The sequence below is a fragment of the Bacillus sp. 5w2 genome (genome assembly GCF_054353775.1).
The window spans coordinates 105,484-123,851 of the sequence record NZ_JBTIWT010000012.1; the positions used below are offsets into that span (position 1 = coordinate 105,484).

At 34.7% G+C, this 18,368-nt stretch carries 19 protein-coding genes and 1 pseudogene; 8 read left to right on the top strand and 12 right to left on the bottom strand.

Annotated elements, in window-relative coordinates:
* Window positions 1-15: 15 nt before the first annotated feature.
* Window positions 16-312 (top strand): annotated as a pseudogene (locus ACXY7N_RS19560) (hypothetical protein).
* 146 nt (window positions 313-458) lie between these two features.
* Here the strand turns inward: ACXY7N_RS19560 and ACXY7N_RS19565 are convergent.
* From ACXY7N_RS19565 to ACXY7N_RS19595, 7 genes are all read right to left on the bottom strand, one after another.
* Window positions 459-824 carry a carboxymuconolactone decarboxylase family protein gene (locus ACXY7N_RS19565; protein ID WP_016087526.1) on the bottom strand — a complete coding sequence of 122 codons (366 nt, stop codon included), beginning with the start codon at window positions 822-824 and terminating at the stop codon, window positions 459-461.
* Between the two features lie 102 nt (window positions 825-926).
* Window positions 927-2,417 carry an alanine/glycine:cation symporter family protein gene (locus tag ACXY7N_RS19570; RefSeq protein ID WP_016087525.1) on the bottom strand — a complete coding sequence of 497 codons (1,491 nt, stop codon included), beginning with the start codon at window positions 2,415-2,417 and terminating at the stop codon, window positions 927-929.
* Window positions 2,418-2,547: 130 nt separating this feature from the next.
* Entirely contained in the window at window positions 2,548-4,032 is a 1,485-nt protein-coding gene (locus tag ACXY7N_RS19575; protein ID WP_488592569.1) for an aldehyde dehydrogenase family protein, read from the bottom strand.
* A gap of 18 nt (window positions 4,033-4,050) precedes the next feature.
* The gene (gene dapA, locus ACXY7N_RS19580) at window positions 4,051-4,947 is read right to left on the bottom strand and encodes a 4-hydroxy-tetrahydrodipicolinate synthase (RefSeq protein ID WP_016134711.1); all 897 of its coding nucleotides are present in this window, start codon (window positions 4,945-4,947) and stop codon (window positions 4,051-4,053) included.
* Window positions 4,948-4,969: 22 nt separating this feature from the next.
* Window positions 4,970-5,911, bottom strand: coding sequence for a proline racemase family protein (locus tag ACXY7N_RS19585; RefSeq protein ID WP_488592570.1), 942 nt, complete (start codon window positions 5,909-5,911; stop codon window positions 4,970-4,972).
* A complete protein-coding gene (locus ACXY7N_RS19590) occupies window positions 5,908-6,945 on the bottom strand; it encodes a proline racemase family protein (RefSeq protein ID WP_016087521.1) in 1,038 nt (345 codons plus the stop codon). The genes ACXY7N_RS19585 and ACXY7N_RS19590 overlap by 4 nt, the downstream gene beginning before the upstream one ends.
* On the bottom strand, window positions 6,942-8,117 hold the full coding sequence (locus ACXY7N_RS19595) for an NAD(P)/FAD-dependent oxidoreductase (RefSeq protein WP_016087520.1): 1,176 nt from the start codon (window positions 8,115-8,117) through the stop codon (window positions 6,942-6,944). The genes ACXY7N_RS19590 and ACXY7N_RS19595 overlap by 4 nt, the downstream gene beginning before the upstream one ends.
* A 181-nt stretch (window positions 8,118-8,298) precedes the next feature.
* Between ACXY7N_RS19595 and ACXY7N_RS19600 the strand changes: the two genes are divergently transcribed.
* From ACXY7N_RS19600 to ACXY7N_RS19615, 4 genes are all read left to right on the top strand, one after another.
* Window positions 8,299-9,957, top strand: a complete 1,659-nt coding sequence (locus ACXY7N_RS19600) for a sigma-54 interaction domain-containing protein (RefSeq protein WP_353811214.1) — start codon at window positions 8,299-8,301, stop codon at window positions 9,955-9,957.
* Between the two features lie 125 nt (window positions 9,958-10,082).
* A complete protein-coding gene (locus ACXY7N_RS19605; protein WP_016087518.1) occupies window positions 10,083-10,355 on the top strand; it encodes a (2Fe-2S)-binding protein in 273 nt (90 codons plus the stop codon).
* Entirely contained in the window at window positions 10,352-10,684 is a 333-nt protein-coding gene (locus ACXY7N_RS19610; RefSeq protein WP_016087517.1) for a (2Fe-2S)-binding protein, read from the top strand. The genes ACXY7N_RS19605 and ACXY7N_RS19610 overlap by 4 nt, the downstream gene beginning before the upstream one ends.
* Window positions 10,681-11,916 (top strand): NAD(P)/FAD-dependent oxidoreductase, encoded by a 1,236-nt coding sequence (locus tag ACXY7N_RS19615; RefSeq protein ID WP_353811213.1) that lies wholly within the window; start codon window positions 10,681-10,683, stop codon window positions 11,914-11,916. Before ACXY7N_RS19610 ends, ACXY7N_RS19615 begins: the two co-directional genes overlap by 4 nt.
* Before the next feature lie 24 nt (window positions 11,917-11,940).
* On the opposite strand, the gene ACXY7N_RS19620 is transcribed toward ACXY7N_RS19615, so the two are convergent.
* Window positions 11,941-12,249 carry a YxcD family protein gene (locus tag ACXY7N_RS19620; protein WP_000447764.1) on the bottom strand — a complete coding sequence of 103 codons (309 nt, stop codon included), beginning with the start codon at window positions 12,247-12,249 and terminating at the stop codon, window positions 11,941-11,943.
* On the bottom strand, window positions 12,237-12,686 hold the full coding sequence (locus tag ACXY7N_RS19625; RefSeq protein ID WP_016087515.1) for a hypothetical protein: 450 nt from the start codon (window positions 12,684-12,686) through the stop codon (window positions 12,237-12,239). The genes ACXY7N_RS19620 and ACXY7N_RS19625 overlap by 13 nt, the downstream gene beginning before the upstream one ends.
* 258 nt (window positions 12,687-12,944) lie before the next feature.
* Between ACXY7N_RS19625 and ACXY7N_RS19630 the strand changes: the two genes are divergently transcribed.
* Window positions 12,945-13,709: a DUF1836 domain-containing protein gene (locus tag ACXY7N_RS19630; RefSeq protein ID WP_016087514.1), complete on the top strand. Its 765-nt coding sequence runs from the start codon at window positions 12,945-12,947 to the stop codon at window positions 13,707-13,709.
* Window positions 13,710-13,901: 192 nt separating this feature from the next.
* Here the strand turns inward: ACXY7N_RS19630 and ACXY7N_RS19635 are convergent, their stop codons facing one another.
* Together ACXY7N_RS19635 and ACXY7N_RS19640 are read right to left on the bottom strand one after the other, a co-directional pair.
* Complete coding sequence (locus ACXY7N_RS19635) at window positions 13,902-15,302, bottom strand: HD domain-containing protein (protein WP_488592571.1); 1,401 nt, start codon at window positions 15,300-15,302, stop codon at window positions 13,902-13,904.
* Window positions 15,303-15,447: 145 nt separating this feature from the next.
* Entirely contained in the window at window positions 15,448-16,563 is a 1,116-nt protein-coding gene (locus ACXY7N_RS19640; RefSeq protein ID WP_353811211.1) for an HD domain-containing protein, read from the bottom strand.
* Window positions 16,564-16,839: 276 nt separating this feature from the next.
* Here ACXY7N_RS19640 and uptA point away from each other — a divergent pair, with 276 nt between their 5' ends.
* A complete protein-coding gene (uptA, locus tag ACXY7N_RS19645; protein WP_016087511.1) occupies window positions 16,840-17,445 on the top strand; it encodes an undecaprenyl phosphate transporter UptA in 606 nt (201 codons plus the stop codon).
* A 39-nt stretch (window positions 17,446-17,484) separates the two neighbouring features.
* Here uptA and ACXY7N_RS19650 read toward each other — a convergent pair whose 3' ends face one another.
* Window positions 17,485-17,973: a DinB family protein gene (locus ACXY7N_RS19650; protein WP_353811210.1), complete on the bottom strand. Its 489-nt coding sequence runs from the start codon at window positions 17,971-17,973 to the stop codon at window positions 17,485-17,487.
* A 140-nt stretch (window positions 17,974-18,113) separates the two neighbouring features.
* Between ACXY7N_RS19650 and ACXY7N_RS19655 the strand changes: the two genes are divergently transcribed.
* Window positions 18,114-18,338 (top strand): hypothetical protein, encoded by a 225-nt coding sequence (locus ACXY7N_RS19655; RefSeq protein ID WP_353811209.1) that lies wholly within the window; start codon window positions 18,114-18,116, stop codon window positions 18,336-18,338.
* Window positions 18,339-18,368 lie beyond the last annotated feature (30 nt).

Sequence of the window (18,368 nt, forward strand, 5' to 3'; positions counted from 1 at the left end):
AGCACTCATTGAAAAGTGGAGGGATTAATTATTAGTAAAATAGGATTTGACCTAATAAATCATGGGGATAACTCTGATCTTGGATATGCAGATATTGAGGCGATATTTAAGAGATGTAAATTTTCTAACTGCTATCATACAAATGAACCACACTGTGCAATTAAAAAGGCTATTTCCGATGGAATTCTTATATAAGATATAATGAATAATTATTATAGGGATAAAAATGAATTCGAATATGTATGTAAACAAAAGAACAAAACAAAGGCCATTGATTATATGAAACAATTGAAGCTTTTTAGAAAATCTTAAAACTAAATAAATAGTTGTGATTTCTCATTCCCACTAACTTTAAAAATCTTACTTTATTACATCACATACAAGGTAATTTTTATACTCAAATTCAATCTCACGTAAAAGAACGTTTTAAACATAAAGTTTAAAACGTTCTTTTATATTCAATGCTTTTGATTTTTCAGTTCACTTAAACACTCTTGTACTAATGTTACTGCTTGACTCATTGCAGCTCCACCAGCAAATGCTGCTGATACACCACATGCTTCCAGAATTTCTTTATCTGAACACCCTTGATCAAGACAACCTTTTGTATGATAAATTGTACAGTATTCATCTTGCGTTGCTAGACTAATTCCTAATGCGATAAGTTGTTTTTCCCTTTTTGTTAAAGCGCCCTCTTGAAAACAAGCTTGCGTGAATGCATTATATGTTTCAGCAATTTCAGGAATTTGGTTTGTAAAACTACCGATACCTTCTTTATAATGATGTAGAACGTCATTTACTGAACTATGTTGTTCGTGTTCCATCTTATTATTACCTCCATTCAAATTATCTGTACCTATTGTAGTATGTGATGAAAATTAGGCAATATACCTCATTAATTAGAGTGAATATTCAGTTTATTAAAACTACAATTTCAGACTATCATCCACTACTGATTGTTCTTTATAGTTTTTCCTTTCAATCTCTTTACTCCTCTCTTCCCAAAATGTTAAACCTTCAATTCCCACATTTTTAGGATCAAACACTGGATCTTTCCCTTCTTTTTTCTGTGATTCATAATCTTTTAACACTTTTAATGCAATTTTACTTAATAGTAGAATCGCGATTAGATTTAACCATGCCATACTACCAATTCCTAAATCTCCAAGATTCCATAAAAGTGACGCCGATTCTACGCTACCGATGTATACCATAATTAAAAATCCAATTTTTAAAACTGGTTTTAACCAGCTATGTTTAAGCTCACGATCTAAATAAGTAAGTGTCGTTTCAGCGATATAGTAGTAAGCAAGTAAAGTTGTAAACGCGAAGAAGAAGATTGCGAATGAAATAAATATTGGACCAAACCCTGTCATAACAGTTTCAACTGCTTGTTGTGTATAGATTGGACCTGCATCAACATTCCCTATATTCTTTACAATGGCGCTTTTTCCTTCAGGTATAACATTATACATACCTGTTATTAAAATCATAAGAGCTGTCGCTGTACATACAACAATTGTATCGATATATACAGAAAACGCTTGAACTAACCCTTGTTTTGCAGGATGGGATACTTCAGCAGCAGCGGAGCTATATGTCGCTTCTCCAACACCAGCAACATTTGAGAATACAGCGCGCTTTACGCCCCATGCGATTGCTGCACCGACGATTCCGCCAAACATTTCATTTACACCAAAAGCACTAGAGAAAATTAAAGCGAACATACTTGGAATTTCTGTTACATTCGCAATTAATACGATACATGTAACAATTACATAGCCAATTGCCATAAATGGAACAAGCATTTGAGAAACGCCCGCAATTCTCTTTACACCGCCAAAAATGATTGCTGCTAATAATACGACTAACAATATACCAGTTATATATTTGCTAATGCCATTTGAGTTTTCAAACCCCACTGCGATACTACTAGATTGAATACCTGGTAATAAAACGCCATATGAAAGTGTTACAACGACTGCTACAATGACTGCAAACCATTTCATTTTCAAGCCTTTTTCGATGAAATATGGTGTACCACCGCGATATTCATTTCCAACTTTACTTTTATACACTTGAGATAATGTTGATTCAACAAATGCACTAGCTGCTCCTAAAAGAGCCATTACCCACATCCAAAATACAGCTCCTGGCCCGCCAAAAGCGATAGCTGTCGCGACCCCTGCAATATTACCTATTCCGACCCTACCGGATAAAGCTAAACAAAATGCTTGAAAAGATGAAATTCCCGTCTCCGAGCTCTTCCCTTCAAATAATAATTTAATCATCTCTTTAAAATAACGAATTTGTAGAAAACGAGTTGCAATTGTAAAATACACACCTGCTCCTAATGCAAAAACAACTAACCCAATACTCCACACTTGCCCTACTAACCACTCTACTAATTGCTCCATCCAAATCCCCCTTATCATTCTTTTAAAAACTATTTTATATATAAGAAAACGGACAACTATTATTAAACCTTCCAGTTGTCCGCATCTCTTATTATTTCATCCCTCTATTTATTAACAGATAGATTCTCTATTACTTTATATTTACCCAAACACTTTTCACTTCTGTGTAATTATCAAGCGCATATGAACCTAACTCACGACCGATACCAGATTGTTTAAACCCACCAAATGGTGCCGCTGCATTTTCTAAGTTATAATCATTAATCCATACAGTCCCTGCCTTTAATTTATTGGCAACTTGATGTCCTGTTTTAATATTTTGTGTCCATACGCCCGCAGCGAGTCCGTATGAAGAGCGATTCGCTCTTTCAATTACCTCTTCTGTTGAATCAAAAGGAAGTACAACGACAACTGGTCCAAAAATTTCTTCTTTAACAATTGTCATATCATCAGTAACATTGGTGAATACCGTTGGCTGTACAAAATAACCTTTTTCAAATGCACGTTCACCACCAGCAGCAACAGTAGCGCCTTCCGCTTTTCCTTGTTCAATGTAATGTAGCACACGCTCTTGTTGTTTTTTAGATACGAGTGGACCCATTTCTGTTTCCTTCTCCATACCTGCTCCAAGTTTCACTTTATTCGCCATTTTCACTAGTTCATTTACGACTGTTTCGTAATGTTTTCGGTGAACGAATACGCGAGATCCGGCACTACAATTTTGACCGTGATTATACATAATGCCTTGGGATGCACCGTTAATCGCTTCTTCTAAATCAGCATCTTCTAAAATGATATTTGGTGATTTACCGCCAAGTTCTAACGTTACATGTTTAATTGTTTCTGCAGATTGACGCATAATATATTTTCCCGTAACCGTTGAACCTGTAAAGGCTACCTTATCAATATCAAGATGGTTTACGATTGCCGCTCCTGCTTCAGGGCCAAAACCTGGCACAAAGTTTACGACACCGTTTGGAAAACCTGCTTCTTTAAAGAGTTTCGCTGTATATAATAATGATAAAGGCGTTTGTTCTGCCGGTTTTAATACGATTGTACAACCTGTTGCTAGTGCAGCTCCCATTTTCCAAGAAGACATAACGAGCGGAAAATTCCAAGGAATAATTTGACCTACAACGCCAACAGGCTCATGACGTGTGTAATTTAAGTAATCTTTTGAAATCGGAATTGTTTGCCCTATAATTTTTGTAGCCCATCCTGCATAATAGCGATAATTTTCTACAGTCGCTGAAATATCATCATCCAGCGCTACTTGATATGGTTTCCCATTATCTAAAGCTTCTAACTGTGCTAATTCTTCTCCATGCTCTTCGATTAAGTCTGCTAATTTATAAATAAGATGCGCTCTTTCAGCGGTAGTCATTTCTGCCCAAGGTCCTGATTCAAATGCAGATCTTGCCGCTTTTACTGCGATATCAATATCCTCTTCTTGTGCTTCGCATACGATAGCTAGAACATCTTCAGTTGCTGGATTGTATGTCTCAAATGTCTTTCCGCTAATTGAAGGAATAAATTCACCATTAATAAACATTTTTATTTCTTCATTTAAAAACGCTTTCACTTTTGGTCTCAGCTCAATGTTCGTCGTTAACATATATGCTCTCCTCCTTAATTAAACAGCTGCATGAGCTGCAATTTTTGAAATTATCGTTTGAAGTTTTTGATTTTCTTCTTCAGTTAATCCCAGTCTTGGATAGCGAGAAGGTCCCCCAACTTGCCCGTGTAGTTCCATTGAGCGTTTAACGATTTGTACATATTTTCCTGACCCTTCAAGAAACTCGCAAAGAGGTAAAATAGCATCGTTTATTTCCCAAGCTTTTTCTAATTCCCCATTTTGAAAATGCTCATACATTTTCGTAACGAGACCTGGAACAATATTTCCCGCTACTGAAACCCATCCCGTTGCACCAACTAAATAAGATTCCATAACTAAATCTTCAGATCCACAGAAGACTTGAAAAGCGCCTTCGCCTTGTCTTACTAAATCTCTCGCTTTACGAATATCTCCGCTAGATTCTTTAATATGTGTAACATTTTCACATTCTTTTCCTATACGGAGCATGAGCTCTGTACTCATATCAACACCAGATGTAAACGGGTTATTGTATAACATAATTGGTATATTTACAGCATTTGAGATTTCTTTAAAATGAAAATAGATTTCTTCTTCTTTTGGTTTACAATAATACGAGTTTATAATTAATGCACAATCTGCTCCGTGTGCTTCTGCATGTTTCGTATATTCAATCGTTTCTTTCGTCGTCTCCGCAGCAGTTCCAACAATAACTGGAATACGGCCATCAACTTCTTTTAATACAGTTTCTACCATTTTAAATCGTTCTTCTTTTGATAAACTAACAAATTCTCCCGTACTGCCATTAATAATAATTCCAGCTACTTTTTGCTCGATAAAGTAGTTTACGTTTTGTTTTACACCTTTCCAATCAATCTCTTGAAACTCATTCATTGGTGTTATTAATACTGGAAATGCTCCTTTAATTTTTTGCATCTTTATCTCTCCCTTTACCATTTTATTTTAATAAGAAGCCTGTTGGAAACGGATCAGTAGGATCTAATATAAACGTTTGCATACCTGTAATAAACCCTCTACTTTCAAATCGAAAAATGTATCCAAGCTCTTCCTTCTGCACTTTTTCTACTGTTATAAAACTATTAAATATACTTTCATTTTTAAAAGGTTTATCCGTTATATAATCATTTTTAAATAATGCATGAACGTAAGACACTATAGTAGAGACAAAACCCGGCGAACGTACTATAAAGTTATCTTCATGAAATGTAATCGACTTTATATGGTTCTTTTCTTTTTGCATAGAATCTACTAAAATAAGTCTTTTTATTAATGACTGTTTTTGTATAGCTTGAAGTGTCGCTTCACCCCATTTTTTTAATTTAGAGATGTTTTCAATACAGATTGCTGGCGAATGCGTATCCTTTTCTACAAATGCATATACTTTATCTGCCTGTATGAGGGAGTAACTTAAATTACCAACCTTTAAATTTTTCTCAATCATATAACATAGTTTGCTTTCAAACGAAACAGATACAACTTCATCATTCTCTACATACGCATCGACTGAAAATATGCCAGATAACGTTTCGATTTTGTATTGATTCGTCTCTCTCTTTTTTAAATACCCGCTTTCTAATAACATCGTTATGACTGCGACAATACCACCATAATGAAGCGGAATGGATCCTTCATGATTAAAAAATAATACAGCTGCATCGACTTCCGTATGAATAGAAGGAACGACAATACATCCATTTAAACCGATAAAACCACGCGGTTCATTTAATAAAAGCTTCATTTCTTCTGCTAATTCACCTGAAAATTGTTCGTTTAATTGCTCCAAACTATAGTAGTATTTGCATGGTACGTCTTTAATCACACGAAATGCCTCGCCATTTACGTGTACGTCTACTGCTGTATACATTTTTTGAATGTTCATTTTACATCCTCCGTTTCATGTTCCATCGGCGGAATTAGCAAAAAGCCTTCTTTATGTGGATCCTTTTCATTGTAAAAAAACCTGTGCATACCCATAAGCCAAGCTGATCCCGTAATTTTCGTTACTACAGCTTCAATATTTTCTACATATGTTGTATTCATAACACACCCTTTAAATAAAGAACCTACAATACTCTCATGAACAAATTCTTCATCGATGTCAATTTTTTTATGAGCATATAATACAGCTAACTTCGCTGATGTTCCTGTACCACATGGAGATCGATCAATTCCTCCAGGCGGAACAACAACTGTATTTTTCACATGCGCACTTTCATGAGTAGGATCTGTATAAAACTCCACATGGGTTAATCCTCTAATAAACGAATACTCTGGATGAATGATTTCAAACTTCTCATTAATTGTATTTCTAATATGAATCGCTTTATCAATGATTGTAGATGCGTTTTCTGATATTAATTCTAGACCTACTGACTTCGCATCGATAATGGCGTAAAAATTCCCTCCATACGCAATATCTGCCTCTACAGTTCCAATTTCTTCGACGTGTACTGAAATATTTTTCAGTAAAAAAGCTGGTATGTTACAAAATGAGACTTCTTTCGCTTTCCCATCTTGAACAGAAATATCTACTTCAACTAAGCCAGCTGGCGTATCTAGTTTTAAAGAAGTAACCGGTTCAACTACTGGAATTAAACCTGATTCAACTAAAGCTGTACATACACCGATTGTATCGTGGCCACACATCGGTAAATATCCACCTGTCTCTATGTATATAACACCTATATCAGCTTCAGGATGACACGGATCTGTTAATAGTGCTCCTGACATTACATCATGACCACGTGGCTCATTCATTAACAATTTGCGAATCCAGTCATACTCCTTTTTCATATGTAACATCTTCTCTGCCATCGTCTCTCCAATTAACTTAGGCAGTCCGCTAATCAATGTTCTCGTTGGATTCCCGCCCGTATGTGTATCAATCGTCGTAAAGACTCTTTGTGACCTCATCCGTTTAACACCCTTTCTGTAAAACGACTCAAACGAAGTGGTTCAATAGGAATGATTGTTTCTTTTTCATTTAATAATTCTTCAATCACTTTCCCAGTAACAGCTGCAAGACTAATGCCATCCCCTTCATGCCCCGCTGCTATAAAGTAGTTCGGGATATGTTCCACTCGTGAAATAATTGGTAAATGATCTTCTGTCCACGGGCGTAATCCAGCATATGAACGAATCACCATCATATCCGCCATTTTCGGATAAAAACGAATTGCTCTGTTTGCAATACATTTAATAACGTCGTTATTAATTCTCGTATGGAACCCTACAAATTCTCTACTACTACCAATTAAAAAATTTTGGCTTTCTGTCGGCTCAAAGACAAGAGCTACCCCATATTTTTCAGTTAAAGCATCCACTTTTCGTTTCCCGCCAAATTTAGAAATTAAATAACCAAATTCCATTACTTTACGACAGCCAACGTATTGTTGTCTTGAGGCTACAATAATATGCCCTTTCCTCGGTTCAATCGGGATATTTACATCCAACATTTGTCCGATTTTTGGAGCCCACACACCGGCTGCGTTTACCACTTGCTTCGCAGTAAACGTCCCATTTGTCGTTTCTACAATAAAGGAACCGTCTAGCTCTCTTTTCATTTCTTTTACTTCCGTATGATTAAAAGCTTTCGTACCAAATTTCTTCGATTCTTCAAGAAGTGAAAAAGCAAGAAGATACGGATTTACAGTCGAATCCGTCGCGCATTCTAACCCGCCTAATAAATCATCTGCAAAAAATGGCGATTCTTCTCTTATATCTTGTCTATCAAGCATTCGAAACGGTAAACCAACTTCTTTTTGACGATTCACCCATTGCTGCGCTGCTTCCATTTCTTCGTCCGACTCACATACGAGAATACTTCCTGGTGCTCTATATTCAAATGAATGCTCTAACTCTTCACTTAAATCAGTTACCAATTTTTGACTTACTAACGACATTTGACTATCAAACCCTGGGTCTTTATCAATAGCCAAAATATTCCCGTCACACCGTGAAGACGTCCCACTGACAAATTCTCCTTTTTCAATGATTGTTACGTCTCTACCGTATTTTGATGTGTAATAAGCGATAGAACAGCCAATAATACCACCGCCTATTATTAAAACGTCACAGTGCCTCACTTAGCACCCCTCCTTTCTTTTTACTCCCTCACTTTCTTTTATGCAATTGACGTGCCAACTCTACATATATACACTTTTTATAAAAAAAATTTTTATTTGTAAAAATATTTTAAATTTATCGTAAATAGGTGTATTATTTTTTTATCACTGTCAAAATTTTTATACATAACAGGAGGACAATATGGCATTCTCATTTCCCACAATAAAAGAATTTCTAAAAACTTTATCCATTGATCATACATACAGCATGCAACCTATTGAGCAAGTTGGAGAAAAATTTTATTACCGCCCTTCTACTACAGAAAAATATAACTGTGCAGTTATATATGAAGATGACTCATTCACCACTTTAATTGACATGTTTTCCAATGAAATAGTCGTCATCATAATGAATGAAAATAAAGTGCCTATATGCTGTATAACAGCCCAGCAAATCATTCCGTTTCTTGTTAAGTCTTACTATGAACTACAATCTTTTTATAACGCAGTAATACAAACAACTGATTCTTCCGTTACAGTCATCGATAATAAAGAACGCGTTCGTACTTGGACAGATGGCGCCGAAAAGATCTTTTCAGTCAACCATAATGAAATTATTGGGCAACCCATCACTCGCTTTTTTGACTATAAAGATTTGGAAATTTTGCAATCATTACATGACGGTAAAAGCATAATCGCTCAGTTCCATCAGCCTCGTCCAGATTTATTCGTATTAATTAACTCAAACCCAGTTTATTATAACGATGAAATTATTGGAGCGGTCGTTTCAGAAACAGATGTTACAAATCAAGTTGCTTTAAACGAAAAACTATTCAATATGTCACATGAAATGCACCGTTTAGAACAAGAGGTCGCAAAGTACAAAGATGAATCAGATCCTTTCCTTGCGATGAATGGAAAGAGCCCTGTTATTCAAAGAACAATACAATTAGCTAGAAAGGTTTGTTCGGTGAAATCAACTGTTTTAATACTCGGCGAAAGTGGTGTTGGAAAAGAAGTATTTGCAAAAGCAATTCATGAAGCAAGTGAAGCTACTAAGGCACCTTTCATTTCAATTAACTGCGGTGCAATTCCCGAGGCGTTATTTGAAAGCGAATTATTCGGGTATGAGCGTGGGGCTTTTTCTGGTGCAAATAGTAAAGGAAAAAAAGGTAAAATAGAGCTCGCGCAAGGCGGTACATTATTCCTTGATGAAATAGGAGAAATGCCGCTTGATATGCAGGTAAAACTTTTGCGTGTACTACAAGAACGAAAGTATTACCGTGTTGGTGGAGAAAAAGAGATTCATATTGATTTCCGCATTATCGCTGCTACAAATCGTGATTTACAAGAAGAAATGAGAAAAGGCACGTTCCGAGAAGATTTATACTATCGTTTAAATGTAGTTAGTTTGCATATTCCACCGCTTCGCGAAAGACGAGAAGATATTATCGAATTAACATACTCTTTCTTAAATGATTTTTCAATCAACTATAACAGACCAATTCGTGACTTACCTTCAAGCATTATGCATGAACTACTTCATTACAATTGGCCAGGTAATATTCGCGAGCTCCGTAACGTTGTTGAGAGACTTGTCGTATTTGCGACTGACGGTATTATAAAACAAGAATATTTACCATTTCATACAAATGAAACGTTAGACAACCATACGGCACATTCCCTATTACTCAGCAATAATAATACAATCCTCTCTTTGCAAGAAGAGATGGATGAACATGAGAAAAAAGTCATTGAGAGGGCTTTACGCATTTTGAATGGGAATAAGTTAGAATGCGCGAAACAGCTTGGCGTTACGAGGGCCACTTTATATAATCGTTTAAAAAAACTTGGGTTATAATAAAGTGAAACTTTAATCAGTGCGGGTCTTACTACCCGGAAAATAGCGAGATAAACCTTTCTCCTCTATTTTGGCATAGTTTTTGCATAATAATTTGTGCAAACCGAACTAGAGGAGGAATTCATATGACGAATAAAGATCACTTAATTGTTTGTCGATGTGAAGAAGTTACATACGGTCAACTTCAATCGACAATTGCTGAATATAAATGCTCGGCAAGAGAATTAAAACTTAGAACACGTGCTGGCATGGGATTTTGCGGTGGCCGCACATGTAGAATGATGATAGATCGAATGATTGAAAGTGCAAATCCCGACGTAAATACTAATGAAATTCCATTAAAATATCAACCACCAGTGCGCGCAGTTACCTTTGGAGCGGTAGGTGAAAATCAATGAGTAGAATTACACATCACCCCATTTTAGGGAGTTTAAATAGTAGTAAGCGCATCACTTTCCAATTTAACGGACAACAATATGAAGCATATGAACATGAAACCATTGCGGCCGCTTTACTTGCAAACGGAATAAGAACATTAAGAGTGCATGAAGATAGCGGAACGCCGCGAGGTATTTACTGTAATATCGGACATTGTTCTGAATGCCGCGTCACAGTAAACAATCAAACGAACGTACGAGCATGCTTAACTGTTGTAGAAAAAAATATGGTTGTTGATAGTGGTAAACAGCATCCAAATATCGTGAGAGAGATGGTGAAAAAGCGATGAACGATGTCATTATTATCGGAGCTGGACCAGCAGGTTTATCAGCCTCCATCTCTTGTGCTCGTTTTGGACTAAATGTACTTGTTATTGATGAATTTGTGAAGCCTGGCGGAAGGTTGCTCGGACAATTACATCAAGAACCTACTGGAGAATGGTGGAATGGAATAGAAGAATCAAAACGACTTCACGAAGAAGCAAAATCACTTTCAGTTACTATTCGATGCGGCATTTCTGTCTATAATTTAGATAAAGATGAAAGTTCTTGGTTCGTACATACGAATATCGGTACGTTAGAAGCACCGTTCGTTTTACTTGCTACTGGCGCTGCTGAGTACTCCATTCCCCTTCCTGGTTGGACACTTCCTGGGGTGATGTCAATTGGAGCAGCTCAAGTTATGACAAATGTTCATCGCGTTCAAATTGGGAGAAAAGGAGTAATTATTGGTGCTAACATTTTGTCATTCGCTATCTTAAATGAATTACAATTAGCGGGCATTAAAGTGGAACATATCGTACTTCCTGAAAAAAGTGAATTAAGTCAAAAAGCTGGAGAACCCGAAGAAGTTTTAAACTCTCTCTTACACGCTGCCCACCTTGCCCCGTCACCTTTATTACGTATAGGTAGTCGATTAATGAAATATAATTGGGCGAAACAAGCTGGATTAAACTTCTATCCAAATAACGGTATGAAAATAAACGGCACACCTCTTCACCTTCGAAAAGCAGCTCTTGAAATTATCGGAACAGAGCAAGTTGAAGGTGTACGTGTTGCTAATATCGATACGAAAGGACACATCATAACTGGATCGGAACAAATATATGAGGCAGACTTCGTTTGTATTGCCGGTGGCTTATACCCTCTTGCTGAGCTAGCCGCTGTAGCTGGCTGTCCTTTCCGTTACATTCCAGAATTAGGCGGGCACATTCCTATCCATTCCGAAACAATGGAAACCCCTCTTTCTGGTTTATTTGTAGCCGGCAATATAACTGGCATTGAAAGCGGGAAAATCGCAATGGCACAAGGAACTGTTGCTGGATATTCAATCGTAAAACAAGTAAATAATAAATCCCATTCGGTTGAACAACACTTACAACAAGCAATCCAACATGTACATACCGTACGTCAACAAGCTGCCATTCAATTTAACCCGAGGATTGATGTCGGTAGGCGTAAAATGAATGAAATTTGGCGTGATTATTCCCTTTCATATGCACATACTAAAAAGAGCTGTTGAGATTACTCTCAACAGCTCTTTTTCCTACTCATCTGAGTTATTAAATTTCGCTAATGCGTAAATGCCTTCTTCATCATCTAATTCAAGTTGTAATCTTGCTGCGAATGAATTGACATTATATTCTCTGTCAAGTAACAAGCGTAGTGCTTCAATTAAGTTTGCTTGAATTAATATTTGTTGACGGCCATTTACCTCTACTTCTGCAGAGAAACCATATTCATCATCATACATTAGCTCAACTAAAACTTCTTCTGGACCAACTTGTCTTTTTTCAGCGATATATACGCAAAGTGCATTTATTAATTCTTGTTCAGAAATTTTTATTGTTTCCATGCTACTTCATCTGCCTTTTTCTTACGTTGATCTTTGAAGTATTTAAATGCACGAACCGCTAACATTACGATACCAGCCATTACTAACATATTTACCATAAACGCTAATACAGAACCAAGAGCTCCCATATTTGCAAATAAGCTACCCATTAGTAAACCACCAAGACCACCTAGTAATAAACCTTTCATAAAGCTTCCTTTATTACTTTTTGGTGCTGTGTTTGTTGCTTTTGTTTTTGAATCTGTTGTCGTTTTTTGTGAATTTACGTTAGTATCTTTTTTGTTCAAATCAACTTTTGACTTTTGACCAGAACTTGGTGTGTATGATTTTTTACCAGATTTGTAACTTTTCGCTGCCGCATGATCTACGAACATAAAGCTACTAGCCCCAAAGATCACCATGAATGCTGTCATTATTGCTACAAGTTTTTTCAACATATTATATCCATTCTCCTTTTATATAGATATATGTGAAATCTACCTTTCTAGTAAATTCAGAATGATAGATTTATTTTTAAGAACATTTAAAGGTTCTTATGAACTTATTATATGAACTTTTGTCGAAATATGCAAGTATTATTTACTTCCGACAGTTTGGTGACAAAGGAAAAATTAAGCAAAACAGAATTGACTTTAAATGAAACAAAACATATTATAAGTTCATAAGAACTTTTTATTATTTTTGGAGGTGAAAAGATGGAAACATTTCATCTCACACGAAACGAAATGGCTACCCTTCTTCTATCATTAAGAGGATGGAATACGAAAAAGCCTCTCGGTATTTTACAAGAAGCTTGGGCAAAGTCACATAAAAAAGATATTGAAAGCGGACAAAGCGTAACTGCTTTTATTACTACCGCACTTTCACCTATTTTTGAAAAACTAATTAAGATTGAAGATACAGACGTTGGTTTTTCATTAAATGAAATAGTTGCGCTTGGAAATCAGATTGAAAATACAAGTTTCTCAGTAACGGCCATGCAAAACTGGGTGAAACGAGATATAAAAGAAATGATTGGCTCTCCTCAAAAAGGAAAAAAATATTCAATTGAACAAGCTGCCTTACTATTCATTGTTGAAGATTTAAAAACAGCACTTGATTTTGAATCCATTCGTAAGCTATTACGCCTTATCGTAAATGACCCAGCCGATCGAAGTGATGACTTAATCAATCCTGTTCATTTATATGGAGCATACTCTTCCCTATTTGAAGAACTCAATCAAGGGAATTGCTTACAATTAAATGCAACAGATACAATCCATACAATTGAAAATATCGTGAAAGAAAGAGCTGATAAAATCGCAAGCAAGTTCGATCAAATTAATAACGAGCAACGCGAAGCAATTCGGAACGCCATTATTATTGCGACACTTTCTGTACATACCGCTTATGTACAAATGTTAGCGAAACGTTACGTAACAGCAACGTTATTTTTACAAAATTTAGATGTGAAACCTTAAAAAATAGGAGCAGAAATGCTTCTATTTTTTTATAACGAAAACAAGCATCTACCTTTTATATATTTAGAGCAAGTGGATGCTTGTTTTTCTAGGTATTAATTATGAAAAATAATAATCGCCTGTCATTAATTCAAAAATGATCATTTCATTCTATTAAATTTCGAACAGGTTTTCTCGATAAATCTCATTCCTTCAACATTGTAACTCTTTATAAATTTCAATTTGAGCTTTTGAGCTATTAGCAAAATTTAACCAATCCTGTCTTACATTACTTATGTTTTCAGTTACCACAAGTTCAACAATATCTAGATGTGAAACATTCGTTGTTATCGGTTTATTTATACCATTAATTTTAGCACCTGACATATACTTAGCAATCTCAGGGTTTAATGCGAAAGCAAAATCAATTATAGTAGCACCTTGCGGTAAGTTCACGGAATCTAACTTAGGAGTAAATGTAACAATGTTATCTTGGAATAGTTCATATGATACTAAATCATAAAATTCAATCGCATCTTGAGTTACTAGATCATTTGTCTTAATAAAATGATCCATCAATTTATAAATTATATTTTGCATCTCCTTATCAGTTATACTTTTTGTAAGAATATGAAATACCCCTTTATATCGTATCTCCTGATTTGTTTTTGTTTCAATACATATCACTATTTCATGGTTATTGATCACCACTTTGGTCTTTAAGTATTTATTTAATACATCATTTTCAATTGCTACATTATCTTCAAATTGATGAGGAATTGGTTTGTACAGTTGATGTATAATCCCTAATATTTTATAACAGTCTAAATTACTTGAGACCGTGATGATTATTTTTGACACTGCTGTAATGTCTTGAATATCTTGGAGACGAGAATAAGCTGTATAAATAGGGCTGACTTCATAGCCCACTTCAAATATTAAAGTTCGATTCAGAATTTTTTTTATATCTAGCATAATGTTTTGAGACAAATCCTCTAATAACTTAACATAATTTTGTAAAAGCATTTTCATTCCTTTATATTTAGAATGATTAAGATAATAAAAACCTAAATCTTCTAACTCGTGTTGAATATGAAATAGCCCCAGCCTTTTACAAATCGGAGCGAAAATTTTGAGTGTTTCATTTGCATAAGGAACTTGTTTCTTTACAGCTTTCACCTGTAAAGTTCTCATGTTATGTAGACGATCTATCACTTTTATAATAGCCACTCTTATATCTCCATGTGTAGCTAACAATAATTTCTTTAAATTTATTGCTTCATACTCTTCTTTATTCGGGATTTGTTTTTTATCAATTTTAGTTAATCCTTCTACAATATCAGCCACTTTTTTACCGAATATATCATGTATATACTCAATTGTATAATCTGTATCCTCTACCACATCATGTAGTAATGCTGCAACTAAAGTTATAATATCAGCCTTACACTCTAGCAAAATTTCTGTAACTGCAAATGGATGAGTAATATACAGCTCACCCGAAACACGAAATTGTCCTTCATGAGCTTTCTCGGAAACTAATATAGCTAAATGTAATTGTTCTAATTCTGCTTTATGTAGATATGAGGCCTTTTCTAATAATGCTTCTTTCATATTTTCACCCTCATCACGCTAATTTTCTATAAAAATTTCATTAACATTATAATTCGTTATTTGAAAGTGAAGTACCTGTCTAAGTGATAAGAGAATATTTATATTGTTTATTCCCCACAAAGTATTTTGAAGTTTCTAAATCAACTCAAATGGAATATACATATTCTTTTTTAGGTAACCTTACTATCTCTCGAATAAAAGAGGATTTTTCTAAAATATCATCTAACTGCCCCTTACTAAAAACGTAAATACCACCTACATATGAACTGTATGCCTTTTTCTCAGTTATTACCGCTAAATTGGTATTTTCCTTTTTAAAATCACCCTCCAGTCCTTTTTCAAATGATAAACTTTTAGCACCTGAAAAATAAAGCTGAATTAACGCCACTGATTGTTTGTCCTCTGATTTTGCAAAGCACTGAATTTCATGTAAAATCATTTCATCTTGTAATGGGAGAAAGTCCTCTACTAATAAATCCTCTTCTTTATGAAAGAAATTTTGTAATTCAGTAGTATAGAACTTAAGATTTTTCTCAGTTATCTTTTGAAAAATGGATTGCAACAATAAATCTTTTCCTATTACAAACGGATGACCAAAGCCATTATTATAAAGTCCCTCTTTCATTTTCATTAGTTGTTCGATCAAAGGGATTCCCGATTCTTCAATTACAAGTTTACCGTTAATAAAACGCATACTAGCAATCAGTTCTTCAATTCGTAAGCCCTCTAATTCAAGCGTAGAATAATATAAATCTCTATTCCAAAAATCTAATTGATCCATTCCTAATGAATTAAATAATAGTTCATCTATAATTGAAAAAACTCCATCTTCTGTTAAAGCTTTCGTTACATCATCTAATAATCCAGGGGTCTGATTTAAAATCGTGCGTATTTCTTCGTCCTCTTGAATGATTCGTACCGTCCAATCACCATGATCTTCACCCGATATTTGCTGAAAACAATGTGAATATGGACCATGTCCAACATCGTGTAGAAGGGCTACAGTAGATACTAGCTTTCGTTCATATTCCGATAAATGTATGTCACCAATCTCAGTAAGATGTTCTATCACTTTATTTACTAGTACATATACACCTATCGAATGTTCTTCCCTCGTATGTATTGCATTCTCATGTAAAAAATAAGTATGTCCTTGTTGTTTAATATAGGCCAATCTTTGAAATATTTTTGTATCTATCAATTGAAGGATATATCTATCCTGAATAAATATTGGTCCATAAATCGGATCTGTAATATACATACGTTCTCCTCCTATTTTTGTAAATTAAAGACCTTCACTATTATACTTAATTTTCAGTCTATTATCATTGAAATATGAGAAATTTTTAATAATCTTTTCATTATTTCTTCATGAAAACTGGGCTTATATGCTTTACTATAATACTTATGCGAGACATAAAAGAATTGAAATAGCAATCCCCTATATAAATAAGGTATAATCTACATATAGTGAACCTTTTATGTTATTAAATAAAGGCGCATCTATTCAAAAATTCATAAATTAGAAGGTGCATCAATGGTTAGTAGTTTTATTCATTCAGTATTAACATTTTTTGAAGGATTAGGTTATTGGGGCATTATGCTTGGACTTATGATTGAGATTATTCCAAGTGAGATTGTCCTTGCTTATGCGGGATACTTAGTATTTAATGGTAGTATCTCATTTTTAGGCGCAGTTGTATTTGGTACAATTGGCGGTGTTATTGCTCAAATCTTTATTTATTGGATTGGACGATACGGTGGACGCCCTATTTTAGAACGTTACGGAAAATATATTTTTATTCACAAAAAACAAATAGACGCTGCTGAGGATTGGTTTAATCGTTACGGAACTGGCGTAATTTTTACAGCACGCTTTATTCCAGTAGTACGTCATGCGATTTCAATTCCTGCTGGTATTACAAAAATGTCATTCCTACGTTTCACTACGTTAACAGCACTCGCAATCATCCCTTGGTCTATCATTTTCATTTACTTAGGTGAAAAACTAGGTGAAAATTGGGAGAATATTAATGATATTGCTGGACCGTATGTGAAATCATTCGCAATTGGTGGCGTCTTACTTATTCTTTTATACTTCGTTATAAAAAAATGGACAAAAAAGCGTAAAAATCTTGCGTAAAAATATAAATAAAAAACCGCTATTCATTCATTACGAATGTTAGCGGTTTTTATTATAGGTTTGATTATGTATTAGAAATTGCATTATTTCTTCTTTATGATTTAAATCATGCTGAATGAATGATGAAAAGTAATTATTTAATCTCACTTTTTTAGTGCCAAATTGGTAGTCATTATAAAAATATTGGGTGGGAATTCGCTCAATTTCATCCACTAATTGTTTACGAATAACACTAAATTGATTTAATAGTTCTTTTTTTGAAATACCAGATCTCGCATATTTTATTGCTCCCTTATTCATTTCCTCAACATCTATTGGAACATTTGGTACACATTGTCCACATTTAAAGTATGGAATTCTATGCTTTATTAATAACACATCCCAAACGATAAAATGTGAAATCACATCCGCAATCGCCCACGAATCTTTTTTAAAAGATTGAAACCATATATCATCAGCTAATCCCTTCAACGTTTGACACCATTCTATTAAATTTAACTTTTCTTCCAAAATATTTTCTTTCTCCATTATTCCTTCCTTTCTCCCACTTATAATTCATTCATATTTATGTCTTCTAGAAATTGTATAAAAAGCCTCCATAATTACATGGATAAGCAACAATTCACTCATTCATTTCGTATATTATTTCAAAAAGGAGTGGTTCCCCTATGCATTGGCAACAAAAAATACCATTCTTAATCGGACGCCCTATCGGTATTTCCTTCATCAATGGGCAAGGAACCTCTGGTGTATTATGTTCAGCACATGATGGTCAATTATATGTGTATGAATACCTTTATCAAGCACAGTTCGCAATGAAACATTATGATTTTAGACAAATTCAAGATATACATGTCTTTCCGAATTGTCCAAATCAAAATCCTCTATACTAAAAAAAGGAACAGCTTATAGCCGTTCCTTTT

What these genes read in the sequence shown, in the direction of transcription:
- ACXY7N_RS19635 (WP_488592571.1), bottom strand. Translation starts at nt 15,302, where the DNA reads ATGAAAGAAGCATTATTAGAAAAGGCCTCATATCTACATAAAGCAGAA.
- ACXY7N_RS19605 (WP_016087518.1), top strand. Translation starts at nt 10,083, where the DNA reads ATGACGAATAAAGATCACTTAATTGTTTGTCGATGTGAAGAAGTTACA.
- ACXY7N_RS19630 (WP_016087514.1), top strand. Translation starts at nt 12,945, where the DNA reads ATGGAAACATTTCATCTCACACGAAACGAAATGGCTACCCTTCTTCTA.
- ACXY7N_RS19640 (WP_353811211.1), bottom strand. Translation starts at nt 16,563, where the DNA reads ATGTATATTACAGATCCGATTTATGGACCAATATTTATTCAGGATAGA.
- uptA (WP_016087511.1), top strand. Translation starts at nt 16,840, where the DNA reads ATGGTTAGTAGTTTTATTCATTCAGTATTAACATTTTTTGAAGGATTA.
- ACXY7N_RS19615 (WP_353811213.1), top strand. Translation starts at nt 10,681, where the DNA reads ATGAACGATGTCATTATTATCGGAGCTGGACCAGCAGGTTTATCAGCC.
- ACXY7N_RS19625 (WP_016087515.1), bottom strand. Translation starts at nt 12,686, where the DNA reads ATGTTGAAAAAACTTGTAGCAATAATGACAGCATTCATGGTGATCTTT.
- ACXY7N_RS19600 (WP_353811214.1), top strand. Translation starts at nt 8,299, where the DNA reads ATGGCATTCTCATTTCCCACAATAAAAGAATTTCTAAAAACTTTATCC.
- ACXY7N_RS19620 (WP_000447764.1), bottom strand. Translation starts at nt 12,249, where the DNA reads ATGGAAACAATAAAAATTTCTGAACAAGAATTAATAAATGCACTTTGC.
- ACXY7N_RS19570 (WP_016087525.1), bottom strand. Translation starts at nt 2,417, where the DNA reads ATGGAGCAATTAGTAGAGTGGTTAGTAGGGCAAGTGTGGAGTATTGGG.
- ACXY7N_RS19650 (WP_353811210.1), bottom strand. Translation starts at nt 17,973, where the DNA reads ATGGAGAAAGAAAATATTTTGGAAGAAAAGTTAAATTTAATAGAATGG.
- ACXY7N_RS19610 (WP_016087517.1), top strand. Translation starts at nt 10,352, where the DNA reads ATGAGTAGAATTACACATCACCCCATTTTAGGGAGTTTAAATAGTAGT.
- dapA (WP_016134711.1), bottom strand. Translation starts at nt 4,947, where the DNA reads ATGCAAAAAATTAAAGGAGCATTTCCAGTATTAATAACACCAATGAAT.
- ACXY7N_RS19585 (WP_488592570.1), bottom strand. Translation starts at nt 5,911, where the DNA reads ATGAACATTCAAAAAATGTATACAGCAGTAGACGTACACGTAAATGGC.
- ACXY7N_RS19565 (WP_016087526.1), bottom strand. Translation starts at nt 824, where the DNA reads ATGGAACACGAACAACATAGTTCAGTAAATGACGTTCTACATCATTAT.
- ACXY7N_RS19575 (WP_488592569.1), bottom strand. Translation starts at nt 4,032, where the DNA reads ATGTTAACGACGAACATTGAGCTGAGACCAAAAGTGAAAGCGTTTTTA.
- ACXY7N_RS19590 (WP_016087521.1), bottom strand. Translation starts at nt 6,945, where the DNA reads ATGAGGTCACAAAGAGTCTTTACGACGATTGATACACATACGGGCGGG.
- ACXY7N_RS19655 (WP_353811209.1), top strand. Translation starts at nt 18,114, where the DNA reads ATGCATTGGCAACAAAAAATACCATTCTTAATCGGACGCCCTATCGGT.